The sequence below is a fragment of the Streptomyces sp. NPDC055140 genome (assembly GCF_053607285.1).
Window position 1 is genome coordinate 14,876 of the sequence record NZ_JBSGTG010000037.1, and the last position, 15,446, is coordinate 30,321.

The following is a 15,446-nucleotide window of genomic DNA, read 5'->3' on the forward strand; positions in this document are numbered from 1 at the left end:
CCCTCGCCCTAAACGCCGTCCCGGTCGGGCGCCTCTTCCCCCGTCGGAGCCGCCGCCGGGCCGGACTCCTCAGAGACCTCGGGAAGAGCCTGTTCGGCCCAGATCACCTTGCCCTGGGGCGTGTACCGGGTACCCCAGCGCTCGGCGATCTGCGACACCAGGAACAGGCCGCGGCCGCCCTCGTCCATCGTCGCGGCATACCGCAGGTGCGGGGAGGTGTTGCTGCCGTCGGCGACCTCGCAGATCAGCGTACGGTCGCGGATCAGCCGTACGTGGATCGGCTCGGAGCCGTAACGGATGGCGTTGGTGATCAGCTCGCTCAGCACCAGTTCCACACTGAAGGCCAGCTCGGACAGGCCCCACTCGTCGAGCTTGCGGGCCACCTCGTCGCGCATCCCCGCGACGGCTGCCGGGTCGAGCGGCACGTCCCAGTCGGCAATCCGGTCGCGCGGCAGCCCCCGCGTGCGGGCGATCAGCAGGGCGACGTCGTCCTTGGGACGCTCGGGCAGCAGCTCGTCGAGCACTGCCTGGCAGCTCTCCTCGGGCGACCTGTCGGGGTGGCCCGACAGCGCTTGGCGCAGCAGCTCCATGCCCACGTCCAGATCGCGCCTGCGGTCCTCGATGAGGCCATCGGTGTACAGGACGAGCTGGGCGCCGTCCGGAAGGTCCAGCTCGGCGGTCTGGAACGGCAGCCCGCCCAGACCGAGGGGCGGCCCGGTCGGCAACTCCAGGAAGGTGACGGTGCCGTCGGGGAGAACCAGCGCCGGCGCCAGGTGCCCGGCACGCGCCACGACACAGCGGCGCGTCACCGGATCGTAGATCGCGTACAGACAGGTGGCACCCACAATGCCCGTGGCGCTCTCCGCATCCGGCTCGTCCTGGTCGATACGGCCGACGAGGTCGTCCACGTGGCTCAGCAGCTCGTCGGGCGGCAGATCGAGCGAGGAGAAGTTGTGCACCGCGGTCCGCAGCCGGCCCATGGTGGCGGCGGCGTGCAGGCCGTGGCCGACCACGTCGCCGACGGTCAGCGCGACCCGGCTGCCCGACAGCGGAATCACGTCGAACCAGTCGCCGCTCACGCCCGACTGGGCGGGGAGGTAGCGGAAGCCGACGTCGAGGGCGCTCTGTTCGGGCAGGGCTCGCGGCAGCAGGCTGCGCTGGAGGGTCACCGCGAGGGCGTGCTCGCGGGTGTAGCGGCGGGCGTTGTCGATGCTGACCGCTGCTCGGGCCACCAGCTCCTCGGCGAGCGACAAATCCTCCTCGTCGAAGGGCCCGTGCTGCTGGGAGCGCCAGAAGTTGGCCATGCCCAGCACGACGCCACGGGCCTTGATCGGGGCGGCGATGAGCGTGTGAATACCGTAGTCCATGATCCTCTTGGTGCGCTCCGGGTCCTGCGCGTGCCAGCCCGTGGCAGTCGACAACTCGGCCACCAGCTCGGCGTGGCCGCTCCCGTAGCCGCGGGCCTGGGGGGTGGACGGCAGGAAGTCGATCAGCATGCCCGCCTCGTAGAGCGGGTGGTCGTCCCGGATGCCGTACACGGCCGTACGCCGCATGTCCGTCGCGGTGGGGGCCGGCTCCTCACCGCGCAGTACGGCGTCGGCCAGGTCCACGGTGACGAAGTCGGCGAAACGGGGGACGGCGACCTGCGCCAGCTCGTCGGCGGTGCTCAGGACGTCCAGGGTGGTGCCGATGCCCAGTCCGGCGTCGTACAGCAGCTTGAGCCGCTCCCGCGCGATCTCCGCCCTGCCGGTCACCGCCCGCAGCTCGGTGGAGTCGCGCAGCGTCACCACCGTCCCCATGGGGCCGCTGCCGCTGTCCGTGTGCCGCTGGTTGACCGCCAGCAGCCGCTCTCCGGCGAAGTGCACCTCGTCGGTGACCTCGCGCCCGGAGACGAGCAGCGCCGCCGTCTCGGGGTCGAGGCTCGACAGTTCCGACACGAACTGCCCCTCGACATCAGGGGGCAGCTCCAGCAGCCGTCTGGCCTCGTCGTTCGCCAGCAGCAGCCGCCCGTCGGCGCCGACTATCAGCACCCCTTCGCGCACGGAGTGCAGCACCGTGTCGTGGTGGTCGTACATGCGGGTCATCTCGTCCGGGGCCAGGCTGTGGGTCTGCCGGCGCAGCCGTCGGCCCACCAGTGCCGTGCCCGCGGTGGCCACCACGAGCGCCCCGGCACCGGCGCCCAGGATGATCGGCAGTTGCCGGTCCACCTGACTGGCCACGTTCTTGACCTTCAGCCCCGCGGAAACGAGCCCCACGACCTTGCCGTCGGCGTTGTTGATGGGGACGGTGGACTGGACCTCCCGGCCGAGTGGGCCATTCACGCTCTCCGTGTACACCTTCCCCGCGAGCGACGGCCCGATGGTGCCCACGAACTGTTTTCCGATCAAGTTCGGCCGGGGGTGGGTGTAACGGATGCCCTTGGTGTCCAGGACCACGATGAAGTCGACGCCCGCGGCCTTGCGCGCCGCCTCCGTCAGCGGCTGGAGGATCTTGCTCGGGTCGGGGCTCTCCAGTGCCGCCACCACGCCGGGAGAGTGCGCGAACGTCTGTGCCACGGCGACGGAACGGCGCTTGGCCTCGGCGAAGCTGTCCCGGTCCGACTGGAGGACCAGGGCGAAGACGCCCCCGGCCACGAGCAGCACAACCAGCGCCACCTGGAGGACGAACACCTGCCCGGCTACGCTTCGCGGGCTTCTGCTGACCAGGGACCTGAACAGGCTTCTCAAGTCGGCGAAACGATTCGCCATGTGACCTTTCTAGCACTGGCGATCCCGAGCGGCCACAGGCCGCACCCCCCAGGGCGCCGCATCGCAGAACGCGCGCGGCGGGGACGGACCCGGCCTCTGACAGCCTGCCTCGGGCGCGGGGGCCGATCACACGCGAGGCGGTCTCCGCGGGGCCGAAGCGGCCAGCCGGGCGGCGAGCGCCTCGACGAGGCCCCGCAGTTCGTCCGGCCCTTCGATGACGAGCGGCCGTTCGGGCGACGCGAGCACGGCGGGCAGCCAGTCGAGCCGCTCCCCCCGCAGCGAAACGCGCAACCAGGGCTCGGGGTCCTCCTCCATGCCGTGCGAGGAGGGCAGCTGCGCCACGCTCGCGACGCCGGCGGGGAGTCGCGAGCGGATACGCTCGGCCATCCCCTGGACGCGCACGGCCACCTCATGGCGGTACGGAGCCGTCGCGAGCCCCGACAGGACGCGCCGGGGCGAGGTCGGCGGGCGGTTCGAACGAGCGGGGCAGGGTCCACGCGTCGGCGATGCGGTCCAGCCGGAACGTCCGGTCCTCGCCGATCGCGGGAAAGCGCCCACGAACGTGGCGCCGCGCGGCTCGCACAGCGGCCGGCTCGCACAGCGCCCCGGGTCCGTCGGAGCCTCAGCGGGAGCAATTGCTGTGGCTGGGAGCGTGCGCCCGCATCGACCTCACCGTGCAGCAGGCGGATCCTGGTCGAACGGCGCCGCACCGGCCGACTACGGCACGGCGGCGTGGTGGAGCTGGGGAATCGTGGCGCCGCTGCCTGCCTTGATTTGTTCGATCACCGCTTGGTGCAGATCCCGGCTGTGCCGCTCGGTCCGGCAGGGCACCGGACTGCCGGTGACGGTGAACCATTCCAAGGTGCCGGTGTACTGGACCGACACATCAGCCTCTTGGCCGTCCCAGGTGGTGTGGACGGTCACGTTGCCCGTGACAACGCCCGCCTCGTCTGTAGGGACGCCACCCCGGCCGGTGAAAATCCCGGGGGTGGTCCATGATGCCCACGCCATGACAGCCTCCTCGACTGAGTGCCGTGCGCGGCTCACAATTCGGCCGCACTCCGCTGTGCTGCGGACTCCCGGAGTCCGCGCCCTCGGAGTGGGCCACGAAGAAGATCGCGATTACGGGACTCGCGATCCGGCCCACCTCCTGGTGTGCTCGTCGTTCATTGTGCTCCGCCCCTGTTGCGTATGGATAGGGGTATTCGTCCTGATTACGGGTTCGCCCTCGTGAGCAGTCCAGGCAGCGGCGCAGACGATGCCTCACGGATGCACGCGCTCGGAGCGCTGCAGTCGCCGCACGCCATTGATCCCACAACCGCAGAAACAGAACAGAGAACAAGAAGAAGCAGGGGTCGCGCCGCAGTCACACGTCCACGTGCGGACGCTGAGCGGCATTTTGTCAGCCATTGTGGTCGAGGCGGCCCAGCTGGCGCAGGCGGTGCGCACGAGCGTCGGGGTGCTGCCGGATCGTGCACACACAGGGTTCCGGGAGCAGCATGGAAGAGAAAGCCTCGACCGGCACGCGTCCTGAGCGGGCTTGCGCTGAGGAGGGAGCTCTCCAGGATGGATGTACACGAGCCACGCCCGGAGGGGGACGGCGGGGCGGGGCCGGCGCCGCCGGGAGGGTTGCTCGATCTGCTCAGCGTGGCTGCGGTCGTGCTGGACGCCGCTGGGCGGATCGTGTTCTGGAGCCCGCAGGCCGATGAGGTGTTCGGCTACGCGGCCGAAGAGGCTCTGGGCCGGTACGCGGCACGTCTGCTGGTCCACGAGGAGCAGCGGGACCTGGTGGTCAGACTGTTCGCCGAGGTGATGGGGACCGGTGAGAGCTGGGCGGGCGCGTTCCCGATCCGGCACAAGGACGGCAGCACGCGCCTGGTCGAGTTCCGCAACATGCGCCTGGTGGACGACCTCGGCGACATCTACGCCCTGGGCATCGCTGCCGACCAGAGCACACTGCAGCGGGTGGAGACCGACCTGGCCCTGTCGCAGCGACTGGTCGCGCAGGCTCCCATCGGCATCGCTCTGCTGGACACGGACCTGCGCTATGTGCTGGTCAACCCGGAGCTGGAGCGCATCGACGGCATCCCGGCGGCCGATCACCTCGGCCGGTACCCGCACGACATCCTCACGTCCCTCGACGTCGGCTCGATCGAGTCCGCGATGCGCCGGGTGCTGCTTGCCGGCACCCCCCTGATCGACCAGCACACCGTCGGCCGCACCCGTGCCGATCCGGACCACGATCACGCTTGGTCGGTGTCGCACTACCGGCTCGAAGGCTCCGGCGGGCGGGTGATCGGTGTGGCGTACTCGGTCATCGACGTCAGCGAACGCCACCGGGCCGCTACCGAGGCGGACCGGGCCCGGCGCCGCCTGACCCTGATCGCCGACGCATCCGCCCGTGTCGGCACGACCCTGGAGGTTGAGCACACCGCCCAGGAACTGGTGAAGGTAGCGGTGCCGGATCTGGCCGACATTGCGTCGGTCGATGTCCTTGACGCCGCGCCGGCCCTGCGCCGCTCCTCTCCCTCCGAAGAACCGGAGCTGTTTCGCCCGCTCGCCGTGGCCGCCGCCTATCCCACTCCAGCCGCAGCTGCCCTGCAGGCCGTCGACCGCGCCCCGTACGGAGCGGACCGACTGATCACCCAATGCGTTCACACCGGTCGGCCCGTCGTCGTCACCCATGTCGGACCGGAGGATCTGGAACGCATCGCCCTCAGCGCTGACAGCGCGGCAGTCTTCGCCCAGGCAGGCGTGCACTCCTACCTCGCGGTCCCACTGATCGCCCGCAACGAGGTCCTCGGCGCTTTTGGTCTGCTGCGGGCGCGCAACCAGCTCCCGTTCGATGAGGACGATGTGCTGCTCGCCGTAGAGCTGGCTGCCCGCGCGGGCGTCTCCATCGACAACGCCCGCTTGTACCAGAGCGTCCGCAGCACCGCCGAAACCCTCCAGCGAAGCCTCCTGCCCGGCGAGCTCCCACAGCCCACCGGCCTGAACGTCACCTCCTTCTACCAGCCCGCCCAAGCGTCCATCGAGGTCGGAGGCGACTGGTACGACGTCATCCCCCTTGCCCGCGACAAGACCGCGCTGGTGATCGGTGACGTCATGGGCAACGGCATTGACGCCGCCGCCACCATGGGCCGCCTACGCACCGCAACGTCTGCCTTCGCCGACCTCGACCTGGCTCCCGCCGAGGTCCTTCGCCACCTCGACAAGATCACGTGCGGGCTCGAGCACTACATCGCCACCTGCATCTACGCCACCTACGACCCTCACACCCACCGGTGTCACATCGCGAACGCCGGACACCTCCCGCCCGTCCTCGCATCATCCGGTCGGCTCCCTCAACTCCTCGAGCTGGCCCCTGGCGCACCCCTCGGCGTCGGCGGCGTCCCCTTCCACACCACCGCGTTCGACCTGAATCCCGGCGACCGGCTCGTCCTCTACACCGACGGCCTCGTCGAAACCCGCCACCAACCCATCGACGAGCGCCTCAATGCCCTCCTGCGCACCCTGGAAGAACCGCGCAGACCGCTCGACGAAACCTGCCGGTGGCTCGTTGACGCCCTGCGGGACACGGACGACCACGACGACGTCGCCCTCCTCATCGCACAAGCCACATCGGATGTCCCCCAACGGCACCCTCGCTCCACGTGACCCAACGACCTCGGGCCGACAGGACCGTTCACGATGCTGGAGCGGCGCGTTGCCCACGGCGGCGTGGATCGTTGAGCCCGGCATGGAGACGTGGGATGAAAGCACGGACGCCGTGGCCTTCGCCCGACTGAACGGCGCCTACTGGCTGGCCGGCGACGATGTCGACGGTGAGCTTCTCGGTGGTGGCTGCGACGTCACGAAGACCGGCCACAGAGACCGAGCTGATCACCTGGGGCGAGCCAGGGATCTATTGGCCCGAATGGAACAGTCACGGATGGCAATAGTGGCTGTGGCGGCTGTTTGCGTGTTGGCCGCGCTGCTGGTGACGTCTGGGTGACGTGCACAGGAGGGGGCTGTCCCAGTCCACTGCAGCGCCCGCTGCCCACTTCAGAGCGCCGCCTCACCGTCGACCTCAACCTCGACCTCGACCTGAACCTGAACCTGAACCTGAACCTGGTGCCGGACGTCGCCGGCACGGCTTGCCCGCGTATTACGACTTCGAACGGGCAGGCGGCACGATGTCGCCCTCCTCGCTGGTGCTCTGATATCTGGTCACGCCGGTACCCAGCACGCCCTTCCGTTTCAGAGCATCGCCGACGCAGGTGCCTGATCGGGGAGCTGCCGGTAGATGTCGATGTGGCGGACATCTTGAGCACGGCGACGACCGGGCTGATGTTCGCAGCGGACGAGAGCGCGCTAAGCAGGCTGCTCGACGAGCACCGAGACGGGCTGACGGGCCCGGTCAACTTCTGGGTCGTCCACCCGAAGGGAAACAAGGCGGACATCAACCGGGACTCGCTCTGGCGGATCCTGGCCGAGTACGGGATGCGTCCGATCGCCCAGATCGCGGTGGACGAAACCTGGTCCGCGCTGCGCTTCCGCAAGCTGCGCGAGGGGGAGGTCTTTCGACGCCGGCTCGCGCGACTGACGCCCTTCTGGGGCCTGCCAGTTCTGGGACTCATCCGGTGTCGGGCCTGGCCGAGTGCGGCCGGCCCAGCGCTGACATTGCAACCTCGAACAGTGCGCGATGCGCGCGTGCGGACCAGGCTGGATTATGGGGATCACTGGATTACGGAGATCAGTCGTCGGCGAGCATGCCGGTCCGTAGTTTGGCCAGTGTGCGGCTCAGGAGGCGGGAGACCTGCATCTGGGAGACGCCGAGGCCCTCGCCGATCTGGCTCTGGGTCATCTCCTGCCCGAAACGCATCTCGATGATGCGGCGCTCCCGGTCGGTAAGACGGCTCAGAAGAGGATTCAGACAGAGCAGGTCCTCGACGGTCTCCATGCCGGGGTCAGGCTCACCGATGAAGTCGGCCACCGTACGGCCCTGAACCTGAGCCGGTCCCGCCTCGCCCGCGTCGGCGGGCATGTCCAGGGAGCCGGCGGTATAGCCGTTCGCGGCGACGACGCCCTCGATGACCTCGTCCTCGCTCAGTTCCATGTGCTCGGCAAGCTCCTTGACCGTGGGGTCGCGGTCCAGGACGACTGCGAGCTCCTCCTTGGCCTTGGCGATGTCGACCCGCAGCTCCTGGAGCCGCCGGGGCACATGGACCGCCCAGGTCGTGTCGCGGAAGTACCGCTTGATCTCACCGACGACGTAGGGAATGGCGAACGTGGAGAACTCGACCTCGCGGGACAGATCGAACCGGTCGATCGCCTTGATCAGACCGATGGTTCCGACCTGGACGATGTCCTCCATGTCACCGTCGCCACGGTTCATGAACCGGCGCCCGGCGAACCGTACGAGCGACAGGTTCATCTCGATGAGTGTGTTCCGGGCGTACTGATGCTCGCGGGTGCCCTCTTCGAGGAGTTGGAGCCGGTCGAAGAACAGCTTCGACAGATTCCGCGCGTCCTTAGGAGCGACCTTCCCTGCATCCTCGATCCAGGGCAGCTCGCCAACGCCGGCCTGCGTGTCCAGCTGTGCCGACGCCAACGCCTCGACGTGCTTCGTACCCTCCGCGTCCCTCGCCTGCGACTGAACAGTCATGACCACACTCCCGGATCGGTTCAAGCCCACCACTTTCCCAGACATGACGTCACCATGCGTTCGTGCAGCAAGAGTTTTGACTCATGCACAAGTCGGCAGGTGCCTGGCTGTGATCAACCAGCAGTCACTCGGGAGGCGGGCGCCGGGCCGGAACGATCGAGCTCTGGATGCGGTATCCCCCCGTGTCCACCGTAGGGTCGGGCTCCAGTGTGACGGTCACCGGTCCAGCGAAGACGTAGCTGTGCGAGGCGGCGTGATCTCGCACCTTCGCGGCCAACACTGGCCCCAACTGATGTGCATGCGAGCCGAGTTCACGATGGCTCTCCTGAGGGAGCGCGACTGTGAAGGCGTTGGGAACGAGTGTGCGTCCCCGTCCCAGAATCATGATGTTATCGTCGCATTCGCGCCGGAGCGTCGACACGACCTCCACGCTCTCCCGCTTCGGCCGGAAGACCCGGTCCACCAGATCTGCGGCCCACTTCTCCATCACTCTTTCGACGTTGCCCATCTTTCCCATCGCCGACGGCTGCCCGGCCTCATCCGGATCATGTGCGGCCATAGGGGTTGCGCTGAGGAGCGAGCCTGACCGCGGTCCGGGGCCGGCCGTCAGCGATCGAGAACAGCGCTGATGACCTTGCCGCCGTTGTGGGAGGGACGGACGGTGACGGTGCGCGCGAGCATCCGAATCAGGGGCCAGCCGAACCCGCCCTCGTGGCCGTCGAGGTCAGAGGGACGTTCACGCGGGAACGCGGGGCTGGGGTCGCGCACGGCGATCTCCACGACGTCACGGTCAGCGGCCAGATGAAGTCCTGTGACGCCTCCTGCATGCCGGAACGCATTCGTAACGAGTTCCGAGACCACGACAATGGCGCTCTCGACCCTCTCCTGAGAGGGCGTGGGCACAAGGCCACAGAAGAATTCGCGCGTAGCATGACGCGCTTGAGTCGCTGTGATCTGACGTGGCACCGCCCCATGGCCTTCGTCGGACCGACACTCGCCCACCTGCCATGGCTCCTGACTCATGCCCGAACCCCCGTCGAGAAAAGGCTGATCTGGCGGCAAGGGGCCTTCTGCCCCCAATTGGCAATCGTTAACGTCAGCGCTCCGAGCGAAGAGCTCTGCTCTCCTGCCCATTCGGCAACCCGCTCGACAAGTCACTTCAACTCGAGGGAGCTACTGCTGCTGCTGCTGGTCTTCCGGCCGACCTACGGCTCCTGGCTGAACTGGATCGGAGCCGAGTTCGCCGCCACCGGCGCCTACATCCGTTGGCGCAACTCCCGTGCCGAGCCCAAGACCAACTTCGCGCCGCAGTCACCGATCCGCCAATGGCCCGATTACCCGGCCAAGGCTGCATGACAAGCCACTGGCCGACCGCGAGCGAGCTTCGCCGTCGGCGTATTGATCGCGCCCGCCGCCTACGGCCCGCGGCCGAAGAAGCCGGACTTCAGGTCCCCGATGACGCCGTCGAGTGGATGCCCACTCACGATGAACGGTCCATTCCAGGGCGCGCTGAGCGCGAAGAGCAATGCCAGGCTCAGCCCGACCACGCTCGCAACGCCCACGACGAGCAGTGACGTTCGCAGGCTGCTGCGGAAGATCAGTGCTCCGGCGTTCACGATCAAGGCCAGTCCGCTGACCACAAGCGTGACGACGTAGAGCGCGGGAACGTCACGCGAGGCGGCCGCAATGCGGGCGCGACGACTACTGGTGACGCTGTCCAGGGAAACCAGCAGCTCCGTGCTCGCCGGGGTCCCCAGCTCGGGCCGGGCCGCCTCGGCGCGCACGCTCCGCTCCAGTCGTGCGATCGCGCGAGCGGTGGCCGGGTCGTCACCGGACGCCGCTGCCGCACCCTCCCATTCCCTGACACGCGCGGTCTGCAGGTAGTCCAGCAGTGCCGCGTGGATGGGATCCGACTGGACTCGCGGACTTGTCGCCGCCCACCCCAGGCGGGAGGCTGCGGCAGCCTCGTCGCTCACCAACCCCTCTGCTGCGCGCAGGTAACTGGCCTCGCTGGCCAGTGTGAGTGCCGCGAAGATCGCGAAGGCAGCGCCGAGTGTAGGCATCAGGGGCGTAGCGATCTGCGGCACCCGGTCCTGTTCCCCGACCGGTACGAGCGCCCGGACGCCGACCCGTGCCACGGCCGCGACCAGTAGGGCAAGGAAGAGCCAGCCCACAACCAGCACCACCGCCGGCAGCGAGGTCAACCAGTTCACCACATCACCTACAGCGCGTTTCCACGAGCGTCAGACGGCGGCGAAACATCGGCCCCGCGGCCTGGAGCTCCTCGTCGATCACCTGCAACGAACGCTCCATCATCACAGGTCGAAGAGTTCCAATGCTCGCGACGCCCGGCACAGCACCTCGCTTCGTTGGCCAAACAGCCGAATACGGCCCAGTACCAGGACCACCAGGGCATTCGGTCGCCATGCGATGCACCGCACCGGACGCCGCTCGATTCCGCAGAAGGTTGCGAGACGCGCCAGCAGGAGGGGAGCGTCCTGCTGAGGCGACCAGCCCTCAATTCCGGGGAAGTCCGTGACCCAGGTACCCGGAGGGGGCTGCAGTCGTGTTGCGGCGCAAGCACATGCTCGCGTCGCCGCCTACGTTCACAGAAGCGCTGACCGCTCCAACGTGGCGTAGTAGTTGCCCACTTCGGTGAGGTAGGCGGGCTCGGTGGTCTGGCTGTCGAGGGTGAAGCGGGGCGCGGCCTTGATCTCGTCCCTGGTGTGAGTGACCGTCACGGTCTGGGCACCCGTGTCGATGGCGGCAACGATGCCGGCCGGGATCAGGACGCTTCTGCCGAACACCCACACGCCGGTGTCGACGACCAGGTGTTGCATGCCGGACTGATCCAACTGGCGTTCCACCCGGCCGACGATCCCGTCGGGCGCCGTGAGGGTGAATCCTGCCAACGCCGCCTGCTCCTGTCCCTGATAGCCGATGCCTGCCGCGTAGGCCCAGACGCTCTGCATGGGGTGGTTCCTTTCTCTCGGCATTACTCGCCATTGGCGGGGCCATGGGGCCGACTGCGACATTGACGTCGACTGCCCGTCGCGGAGCGGCAACGCTCACCACTCCCCGTACCCAGGTAACAGACCGTCATACAACAGATCACTCTCCGGTATGCCAAGCGAGTTGCGCCTCGGCCCGGGCTGAGGACACCGCCTAAGCCTTCACCAAACTCCTACCTGCGAATTCACCTCCCCGTACGACCGCTGGCGACGGCTCCGAAGCACCCAACGGAAGACGCATCATTTTCATCGCGCTCCCGCGGGGTAGATGCGCTGTGTAACGGCAGCCGCATCGAAGTCCTCCCGAGGGGTGAAGCCCATGCAGCACCCGCCAACGGTCGAAGACCACCAGGCCCACCCGGCCGAGGCCCTCAGCCACCCGCAGAAAGCGACCGACGCCCGTGACGCGGCGAGCGGGTTCCTCGCCTGCCTCCACCCCGCCCCACCGACGCCGACCGCCCAGGACCTGCTCCTGCTGGTCTCAGAACTCGTCACGAACGCCAGGCGCCACGCAGGCACCGTAACGGCACTTCATCTGAGCGCCGACCGGCGGCAGATCCACGTCACCGTCGACGATCCCAGCCCCGCGCATCCCCAGGACCGCAGTCCCGACCTGTCCGGTGGCACTGGGGGCATCGGCTGGCCCATGGTCCGCCGCCTGGCCCGAACGCTCACCATCCATCCCCATCCCGGCGGCAAATCGATCCATGCCACACTCCCCCGCTGAGCAGCGATCCCACGCCCGCAGATCCTGCCTGCCGAGTCCCTTCCCCGTCCGGTACTTGGAAGTGAGGCACTGGGCGGCGAACTGTTCGCCTGAGAACTGGCCCGGCACGCGTGTTCAAGACATCGCCCGAGAGCGGGCCGGACTCCGCTGGTCGACGATCCACAAAGTCGCGCCAGCGTGCCCCATCGGCGGGGGACTCCTGGCACACGACCATGAACCTGCAGTGAGGAGAACTCGTGACTTCCGAATCCCCCGCTCCGCTCCCCGATCCCCACGACGCCCTGGCGGACGTCCTCGACCCGCGGCCCAAACTGCCAGGGCCTCAAACGGACCCGACCGCCCAGGGCCACTTCACCCGCGCCCAACTGACCCGCTTGCCAGGCGACGCGAGTTGGGAGATCGCCGTGGTCTTGTACGGGGTCCCGGCCGATGAGTGGCCCTCGATGAACCTGCCCAGCACCGAAGCCCCCACCCTGCGCGCACGCGGACGGGCCCTCACAGACCTGGGCTACGTCCAGACGGGCCCCGGATCCGATTGCCACTACTGGGAGTGGGCCGAGTGCCAAGACGGCGACCACGCAACCGTACAACTGATGGCACACACCGAAGTTGAGCCCATCAGCATGCCGGAGATCGAATGAAAACCGTGGCCTTCGCGTCATGGCCTCCCCCGTGACCATGCAGCGCTGCACAGCCCGCGACGCACCCGTGCCGCACATGGTCCTATGGCCGCTGATCGCCGGGCTCACATCCAGATGCAGCTCGCCCGGCCACTCGCGGTCGGTCTCCGTCGGCCGTGGAAGAAGAAGAGCGAGCCGCACAAGTTCGCCCCGGCCCGAGTCCGGCGGGCGTTCCGGAACCTGCTGGCGAAGAGCCCTGCGCCAGGACGCAGACCGAACTCGGCACCGAGATCGGGAGGTTCTTCCACCGCCGGCAGTGCCGTCCGCGCGGCATCACCGGCATTTGTATTACGTGTGGATGGCGATCTTGAGGCGGCACGTTCTCATGATGCGCGCGACGGACCTGGTTCCCAGCCCCCGTGATGTGCGACGGGCCGGGAACCAGGTCCTCGCCTAGACCGACTCTTAACGAGCGTCAGGCGGGAAATTCGATCAGGCCGACAGGTGGCAGGGTGGGAGTGATGCGTAGCACCGCACCGTGCCACTCACACGCCCCAGCGGCACAACGCATCGGCAGCGCCGCCGTTTTCAGCCCGGAGGTCCTGCCAGAGCCTTGAACGCCGGGCGCAGCAGGGCGGCGATGCGGTCGGCTGGGGCGTCACGAAGAGCTGCCAGGCGGAGGAACTGGTGGCCGATGGTGACGCCCAGCAAGGCGGTGACGAACAGTGCGGCGCGCAGCTCGGCGTCCTCGGCTGCGGGCAGGTTGGCGCTCACGCTGTCGATCTGCCGATCGAGGGTGACGCGGACCTGATCGGCTGCTGCCGGGTCGGTGAGCATGGAGCGCATCATCGCCAGAGTGCCCTCGGGAAGGCCGCCGAGCTTGAGGCCGAGCGTGGCCAGGAGCTGATCGACGAGCGCGTCGGTGTCAGTGGTTGCTGGCAGTACGGGGAGCGCCTGCACGGCTTGGGCGAAAAGCTCGCGCTTCGAGCCGAAGTACTGCATGACCAGAGCCGGGTCGACGCTCGCCGCAGTCGCCACGGCTCGGATGGTGGTGCGATCGAATCCCTTCTCGGCGAACAGCTCCCGGGCGCTGTCGAGGATGCGCGCCTCGGTCGCTCGGCGACGCTCGGTGCGGGACTGGCGAGGAGTGGACACCGATTCACTCTACAGCCGTTGACCGAACTGTCAGCCGACCCTACGGTAAGTGGGTCAACAAGTGTTGAGCGAATGGAGGCCTCTGTGTCGCGTGTGGATACACCTGCTGTTCGCACCCCTCGCGAGGTGCTGAACCGCTACTACCAGGCCATGCTCGACAAGTCCCCAGACGATCTCGCCGATCTTTATGCCATGGACGCGGTGCACGAGTTCCCGTTCACCTCTCCCGGCTTCCCTCCGCGCTACGAGGGACGCGAGGCGGTGCGCGCGGGATACCGGGCGGCCTGGGGCACAAGCCCCGTCCAAGTACAGGAGATCAGGAAGATCGCGGCCTACGAGACCGCCGATCCGGAAGTGATCATCGCCGAGCACGTCGTGGTGGGAACGCTGCCGACCAGACACACCGGCTTCACCGTCCCCGGTCTTTTGATACTCCACATCCACAGGGGACTGATCACGCGGGCCCGCGACTACATGGACAGCTCGAGCGTCACCGACGCCAGAGGATGAAAGCCAGAGTGACAGAGGCGGACCAGTTCACTTGAGACCCAAGGTGCATCGGACCCTACTCACGATCCCCACCCCTCATCTGGACGGACGATAGCCGCGTAGCCCTGGGCGAAGCGGCCGTCCGCGAAGAACGGTGGCCATTCGCAAACTGTGCTGGTGTGACTGAGCGCGGTACTTGGCCGGTCTGGCCAAGTACCGCGCTCAGTTAGATGTGTCAGCGGCGAGTCAGGTCATCGAGAGCGGCGGTGGCATCACTGCCCGGCCGTTCCAAGGATCTGGTCGGCCGTCGCGAAGCGGTGCACCGTCGGCTTCAGCACTTCGTGGACGTAGACGAAGTACTCCGTTTCCGCCGTTCCGGTCAGCACCGCCAGCAGGAAGGCGAGGCACCCCATGTCGTGGTGCTCCCACAGGGGGCCGCGCCCCTCGTTGTAAAGCACGGTCCACTCGTCGGGGTGCTGACCTGGCCGCGCCAACCAGTACAGGAACGCCCCCGTGCCCTCCTCGAATGCCCACGGCAGGACCCTCGCCCCCACCTCCTGCAGGCCTACGGGCTTGTCCTCGAACTCCCACAGTTCGGCCAGGACCTCGTCCCGTTCCGTCATCTGCGCGTGCAGGTCGCAGTCGTCGTAGGCGGAGTCGGGGACGAGCAGCCAGATCGTCTCGTCGAAGATGCCGTCGCCGTATGTCTCGACGAGCTGCTTGTAGTCGGCGGGCAGAGTCGCGCCGAAGGCGCGCTCCGCTTGCGCCCAGTCCACCGCGGGTGGCGGATCGGCGGGCGGAGGGCAGAGGCGGACGAGCGCATCGAGGGCATCGAGGGCATCGAGGGCGATCATGGAACGGACGCTACCGGGACACCAGCCGGTACCCGTGGGTGGGTCGGAAGGCCAGGCGCAGATCCGCAGCGGAACCCGGCCCAGGTTCCGCTCGCCGGGGCGAAGCCCTCGGCATGCCGAGGGCTTCGTCTGTCGGGTGGTCGATGAGCGCGCACTTGGCAGGTGGGGCCGCCTACAGCGTCCAGTCACACGTCTG

At 68.1% G+C, this 15,446-nt stretch carries 14 protein-coding genes and 1 pseudogene; 5 read left to right on the plus strand and 10 right to left on the minus strand.

Features of this window, described 5'->3' with window-relative positions:
* Positions 1 to 8 precede the first annotated feature (8 nt).
* The 3 genes and pseudogenes from ACWFR4_RS41280 to ACWFR4_RS41290 form a co-directional block, all read right to left on the minus strand.
* Positions 9 to 2,747 (minus strand): SpoIIE family protein phosphatase, encoded by a 2,739-nt coding sequence (locus ACWFR4_RS41280; RefSeq protein WP_453656713.1) that lies wholly within the window; start codon positions 2,745 to 2,747, stop codon positions 9 to 11.
* Between the two features lie 126 nt (positions 2,748 to 2,873).
* Positions 2,874 to 3,324 (minus strand): annotated as a pseudogene (locus tag ACWFR4_RS41285) (WYL domain-containing protein); the annotation flags it as partial.
* A 140-nt stretch (positions 3,325 to 3,464) separates the two neighbouring features.
* Complete coding sequence (locus ACWFR4_RS41290; RefSeq protein ID WP_453656714.1) at positions 3,465 to 3,758, minus strand: hypothetical protein; 294 nt, start codon at positions 3,756 to 3,758, stop codon at positions 3,465 to 3,467.
* Between the two features lie 555 nt (positions 3,759 to 4,313).
* On the opposite strand from ACWFR4_RS41290, the gene ACWFR4_RS41295 reads away from it, so the two are divergent.
* A complete protein-coding gene (locus ACWFR4_RS41295) occupies positions 4,314 to 6,404 on the plus strand; it encodes a SpoIIE family protein phosphatase (protein ID WP_453656715.1) in 2,091 nt (696 codons plus the stop codon).
* 1,078 nt (positions 6,405 to 7,482) lie between these two features.
* Here the strand turns inward: ACWFR4_RS41295 and ACWFR4_RS41300 are convergent.
* From ACWFR4_RS41300 to ACWFR4_RS41310, 3 genes are all read right to left on the minus strand, one after another.
* Complete coding sequence (locus ACWFR4_RS41300; protein WP_453656716.1) at positions 7,483 to 8,394, minus strand: RNA polymerase sigma factor SigF; 912 nt, start codon at positions 8,392 to 8,394, stop codon at positions 7,483 to 7,485.
* Between the two features lie 124 nt (positions 8,395 to 8,518).
* On the minus strand, positions 8,519 to 8,953 hold the full coding sequence (locus ACWFR4_RS41305) for a DUF3662 domain-containing protein (RefSeq protein WP_453656717.1): 435 nt from the start codon (positions 8,951 to 8,953) through the stop codon (positions 8,519 to 8,521).
* Between the two features lie 47 nt (positions 8,954 to 9,000).
* Positions 9,001 to 9,417, minus strand: a complete 417-nt coding sequence (locus ACWFR4_RS41310; protein ID WP_453656718.1) for an ATP-binding protein — start codon at positions 9,415 to 9,417, stop codon at positions 9,001 to 9,003.
* Here ACWFR4_RS41310 and ACWFR4_RS41315 point away from each other — a divergent pair.
* The gene (locus ACWFR4_RS41315; RefSeq protein ID WP_453656748.1) at positions 9,367 to 9,750 is read left to right on the plus strand and encodes a hypothetical protein; all 384 of its coding nucleotides are present in this window, start codon (positions 9,367 to 9,369) and stop codon (positions 9,748 to 9,750) included. The two genes, ACWFR4_RS41310 and ACWFR4_RS41315, sit on opposite strands and share 51 nt — an antisense overlap.
* Positions 9,751 to 9,809: 59 nt before the next feature.
* On the opposite strand, the gene ACWFR4_RS41320 is transcribed toward ACWFR4_RS41315, so the two are convergent.
* A complete protein-coding gene (locus ACWFR4_RS41320; RefSeq protein ID WP_453656719.1) occupies positions 9,810 to 10,607 on the minus strand; it encodes a bestrophin-like domain in 798 nt (265 codons plus the stop codon).
* A gap of 393 nt (positions 10,608 to 11,000) precedes the next feature.
* Positions 11,001 to 11,366 carry a PRC-barrel domain containing protein gene (locus tag ACWFR4_RS41325; RefSeq protein WP_453656720.1) on the minus strand — a complete coding sequence of 122 codons (366 nt, stop codon included), beginning with the start codon at positions 11,364 to 11,366 and terminating at the stop codon, positions 11,001 to 11,003.
* A gap of 358 nt (positions 11,367 to 11,724) precedes the next feature.
* On the opposite strand from ACWFR4_RS41325, the gene ACWFR4_RS41330 reads away from it, so the two are divergent.
* Positions 11,725 to 12,132, plus strand: a complete 408-nt coding sequence (locus ACWFR4_RS41330) for an ATP-binding protein (RefSeq protein ID WP_453656721.1) — start codon at positions 11,725 to 11,727, stop codon at positions 12,130 to 12,132.
* 236 nt (positions 12,133 to 12,368) lie between these two features.
* The gene (locus tag ACWFR4_RS41335) at positions 12,369 to 12,773 is read left to right on the plus strand and encodes a DUF6303 family protein (protein WP_453656722.1); all 405 of its coding nucleotides are present in this window, start codon (positions 12,369 to 12,371) and stop codon (positions 12,771 to 12,773) included.
* Between the two features lie 567 nt (positions 12,774 to 13,340).
* Here ACWFR4_RS41335 and ACWFR4_RS41340 read toward each other — a convergent pair.
* Positions 13,341 to 13,907: a TetR/AcrR family transcriptional regulator gene (locus ACWFR4_RS41340; RefSeq protein WP_453656723.1), complete on the minus strand. Its 567-nt coding sequence runs from the start codon at positions 13,905 to 13,907 to the stop codon at positions 13,341 to 13,343.
* Positions 13,908 to 13,991: 84 nt separating this feature from the next.
* Here ACWFR4_RS41340 and ACWFR4_RS41345 point away from each other — a divergent pair, with 84 nt between their 5' ends.
* Positions 13,992 to 14,417, plus strand: coding sequence for a nuclear transport factor 2 family protein (locus ACWFR4_RS41345; protein ID WP_453656724.1), 426 nt, complete (start codon positions 13,992 to 13,994; stop codon positions 14,415 to 14,417).
* 251 nt (positions 14,418 to 14,668) lie between these two features.
* On the opposite strand, the gene ACWFR4_RS41350 is transcribed toward ACWFR4_RS41345, so the two are convergent.
* The gene (locus ACWFR4_RS41350; protein ID WP_453656725.1) at positions 14,669 to 15,250 is read right to left on the minus strand and encodes a hypothetical protein; all 582 of its coding nucleotides are present in this window, start codon (positions 15,248 to 15,250) and stop codon (positions 14,669 to 14,671) included.
* Positions 15,251 to 15,446: the final 196 nt, after the last annotated feature.

Bases quoted from the DNA above. Each gene is read 5' to 3' on its own strand.
- ACWFR4_RS41280 (WP_453656713.1), bottom strand. From the start codon at position 2,747: ATGGCGAATCGTTTCGCCGACTTGAGAAGCCTGTTCAGGTCCCTGGTC.
- ACWFR4_RS41290 (WP_453656714.1), bottom strand. From the start codon at position 3,758: ATGGCGTGGGCATCATGGACCACCCCCGGGATTTTCACCGGCCGGGGT.
- ACWFR4_RS41295 (WP_453656715.1), top strand. From the start codon at position 4,314: ATGGATGTACACGAGCCACGCCCGGAGGGGGACGGCGGGGCGGGGCCG.
- ACWFR4_RS41300 (WP_453656716.1), bottom strand. From the start codon at position 8,394: ATGACTGTTCAGTCGCAGGCGAGGGACGCGGAGGGTACGAAGCACGTC.
- ACWFR4_RS41305 (WP_453656717.1), bottom strand. From the start codon at position 8,953: ATGGCCGCACATGATCCGGATGAGGCCGGGCAGCCGTCGGCGATGGGA.
- ACWFR4_RS41315 (WP_453656748.1), top strand. From the start codon at position 9,367: ATGGCCTTCGTCGGACCGACACTCGCCCACCTGCCATGGCTCCTGACT.
- ACWFR4_RS41310 (WP_453656718.1), bottom strand. From the start codon at position 9,417: ATGAGTCAGGAGCCATGGCAGGTGGGCGAGTGTCGGTCCGACGAAGGC.
- ACWFR4_RS41325 (WP_453656720.1), bottom strand. From the start codon at position 11,366: ATGCAGAGCGTCTGGGCCTACGCGGCAGGCATCGGCTATCAGGGACAG.
- ACWFR4_RS41330 (WP_453656721.1), top strand. From the start codon at position 11,725: ATGCAGCACCCGCCAACGGTCGAAGACCACCAGGCCCACCCGGCCGAG.
- ACWFR4_RS41350 (WP_453656725.1), bottom strand. From the start codon at position 15,250: ATGATCGCCCTCGATGCCCTCGATGCCCTCGATGCGCTCGTCCGCCTC.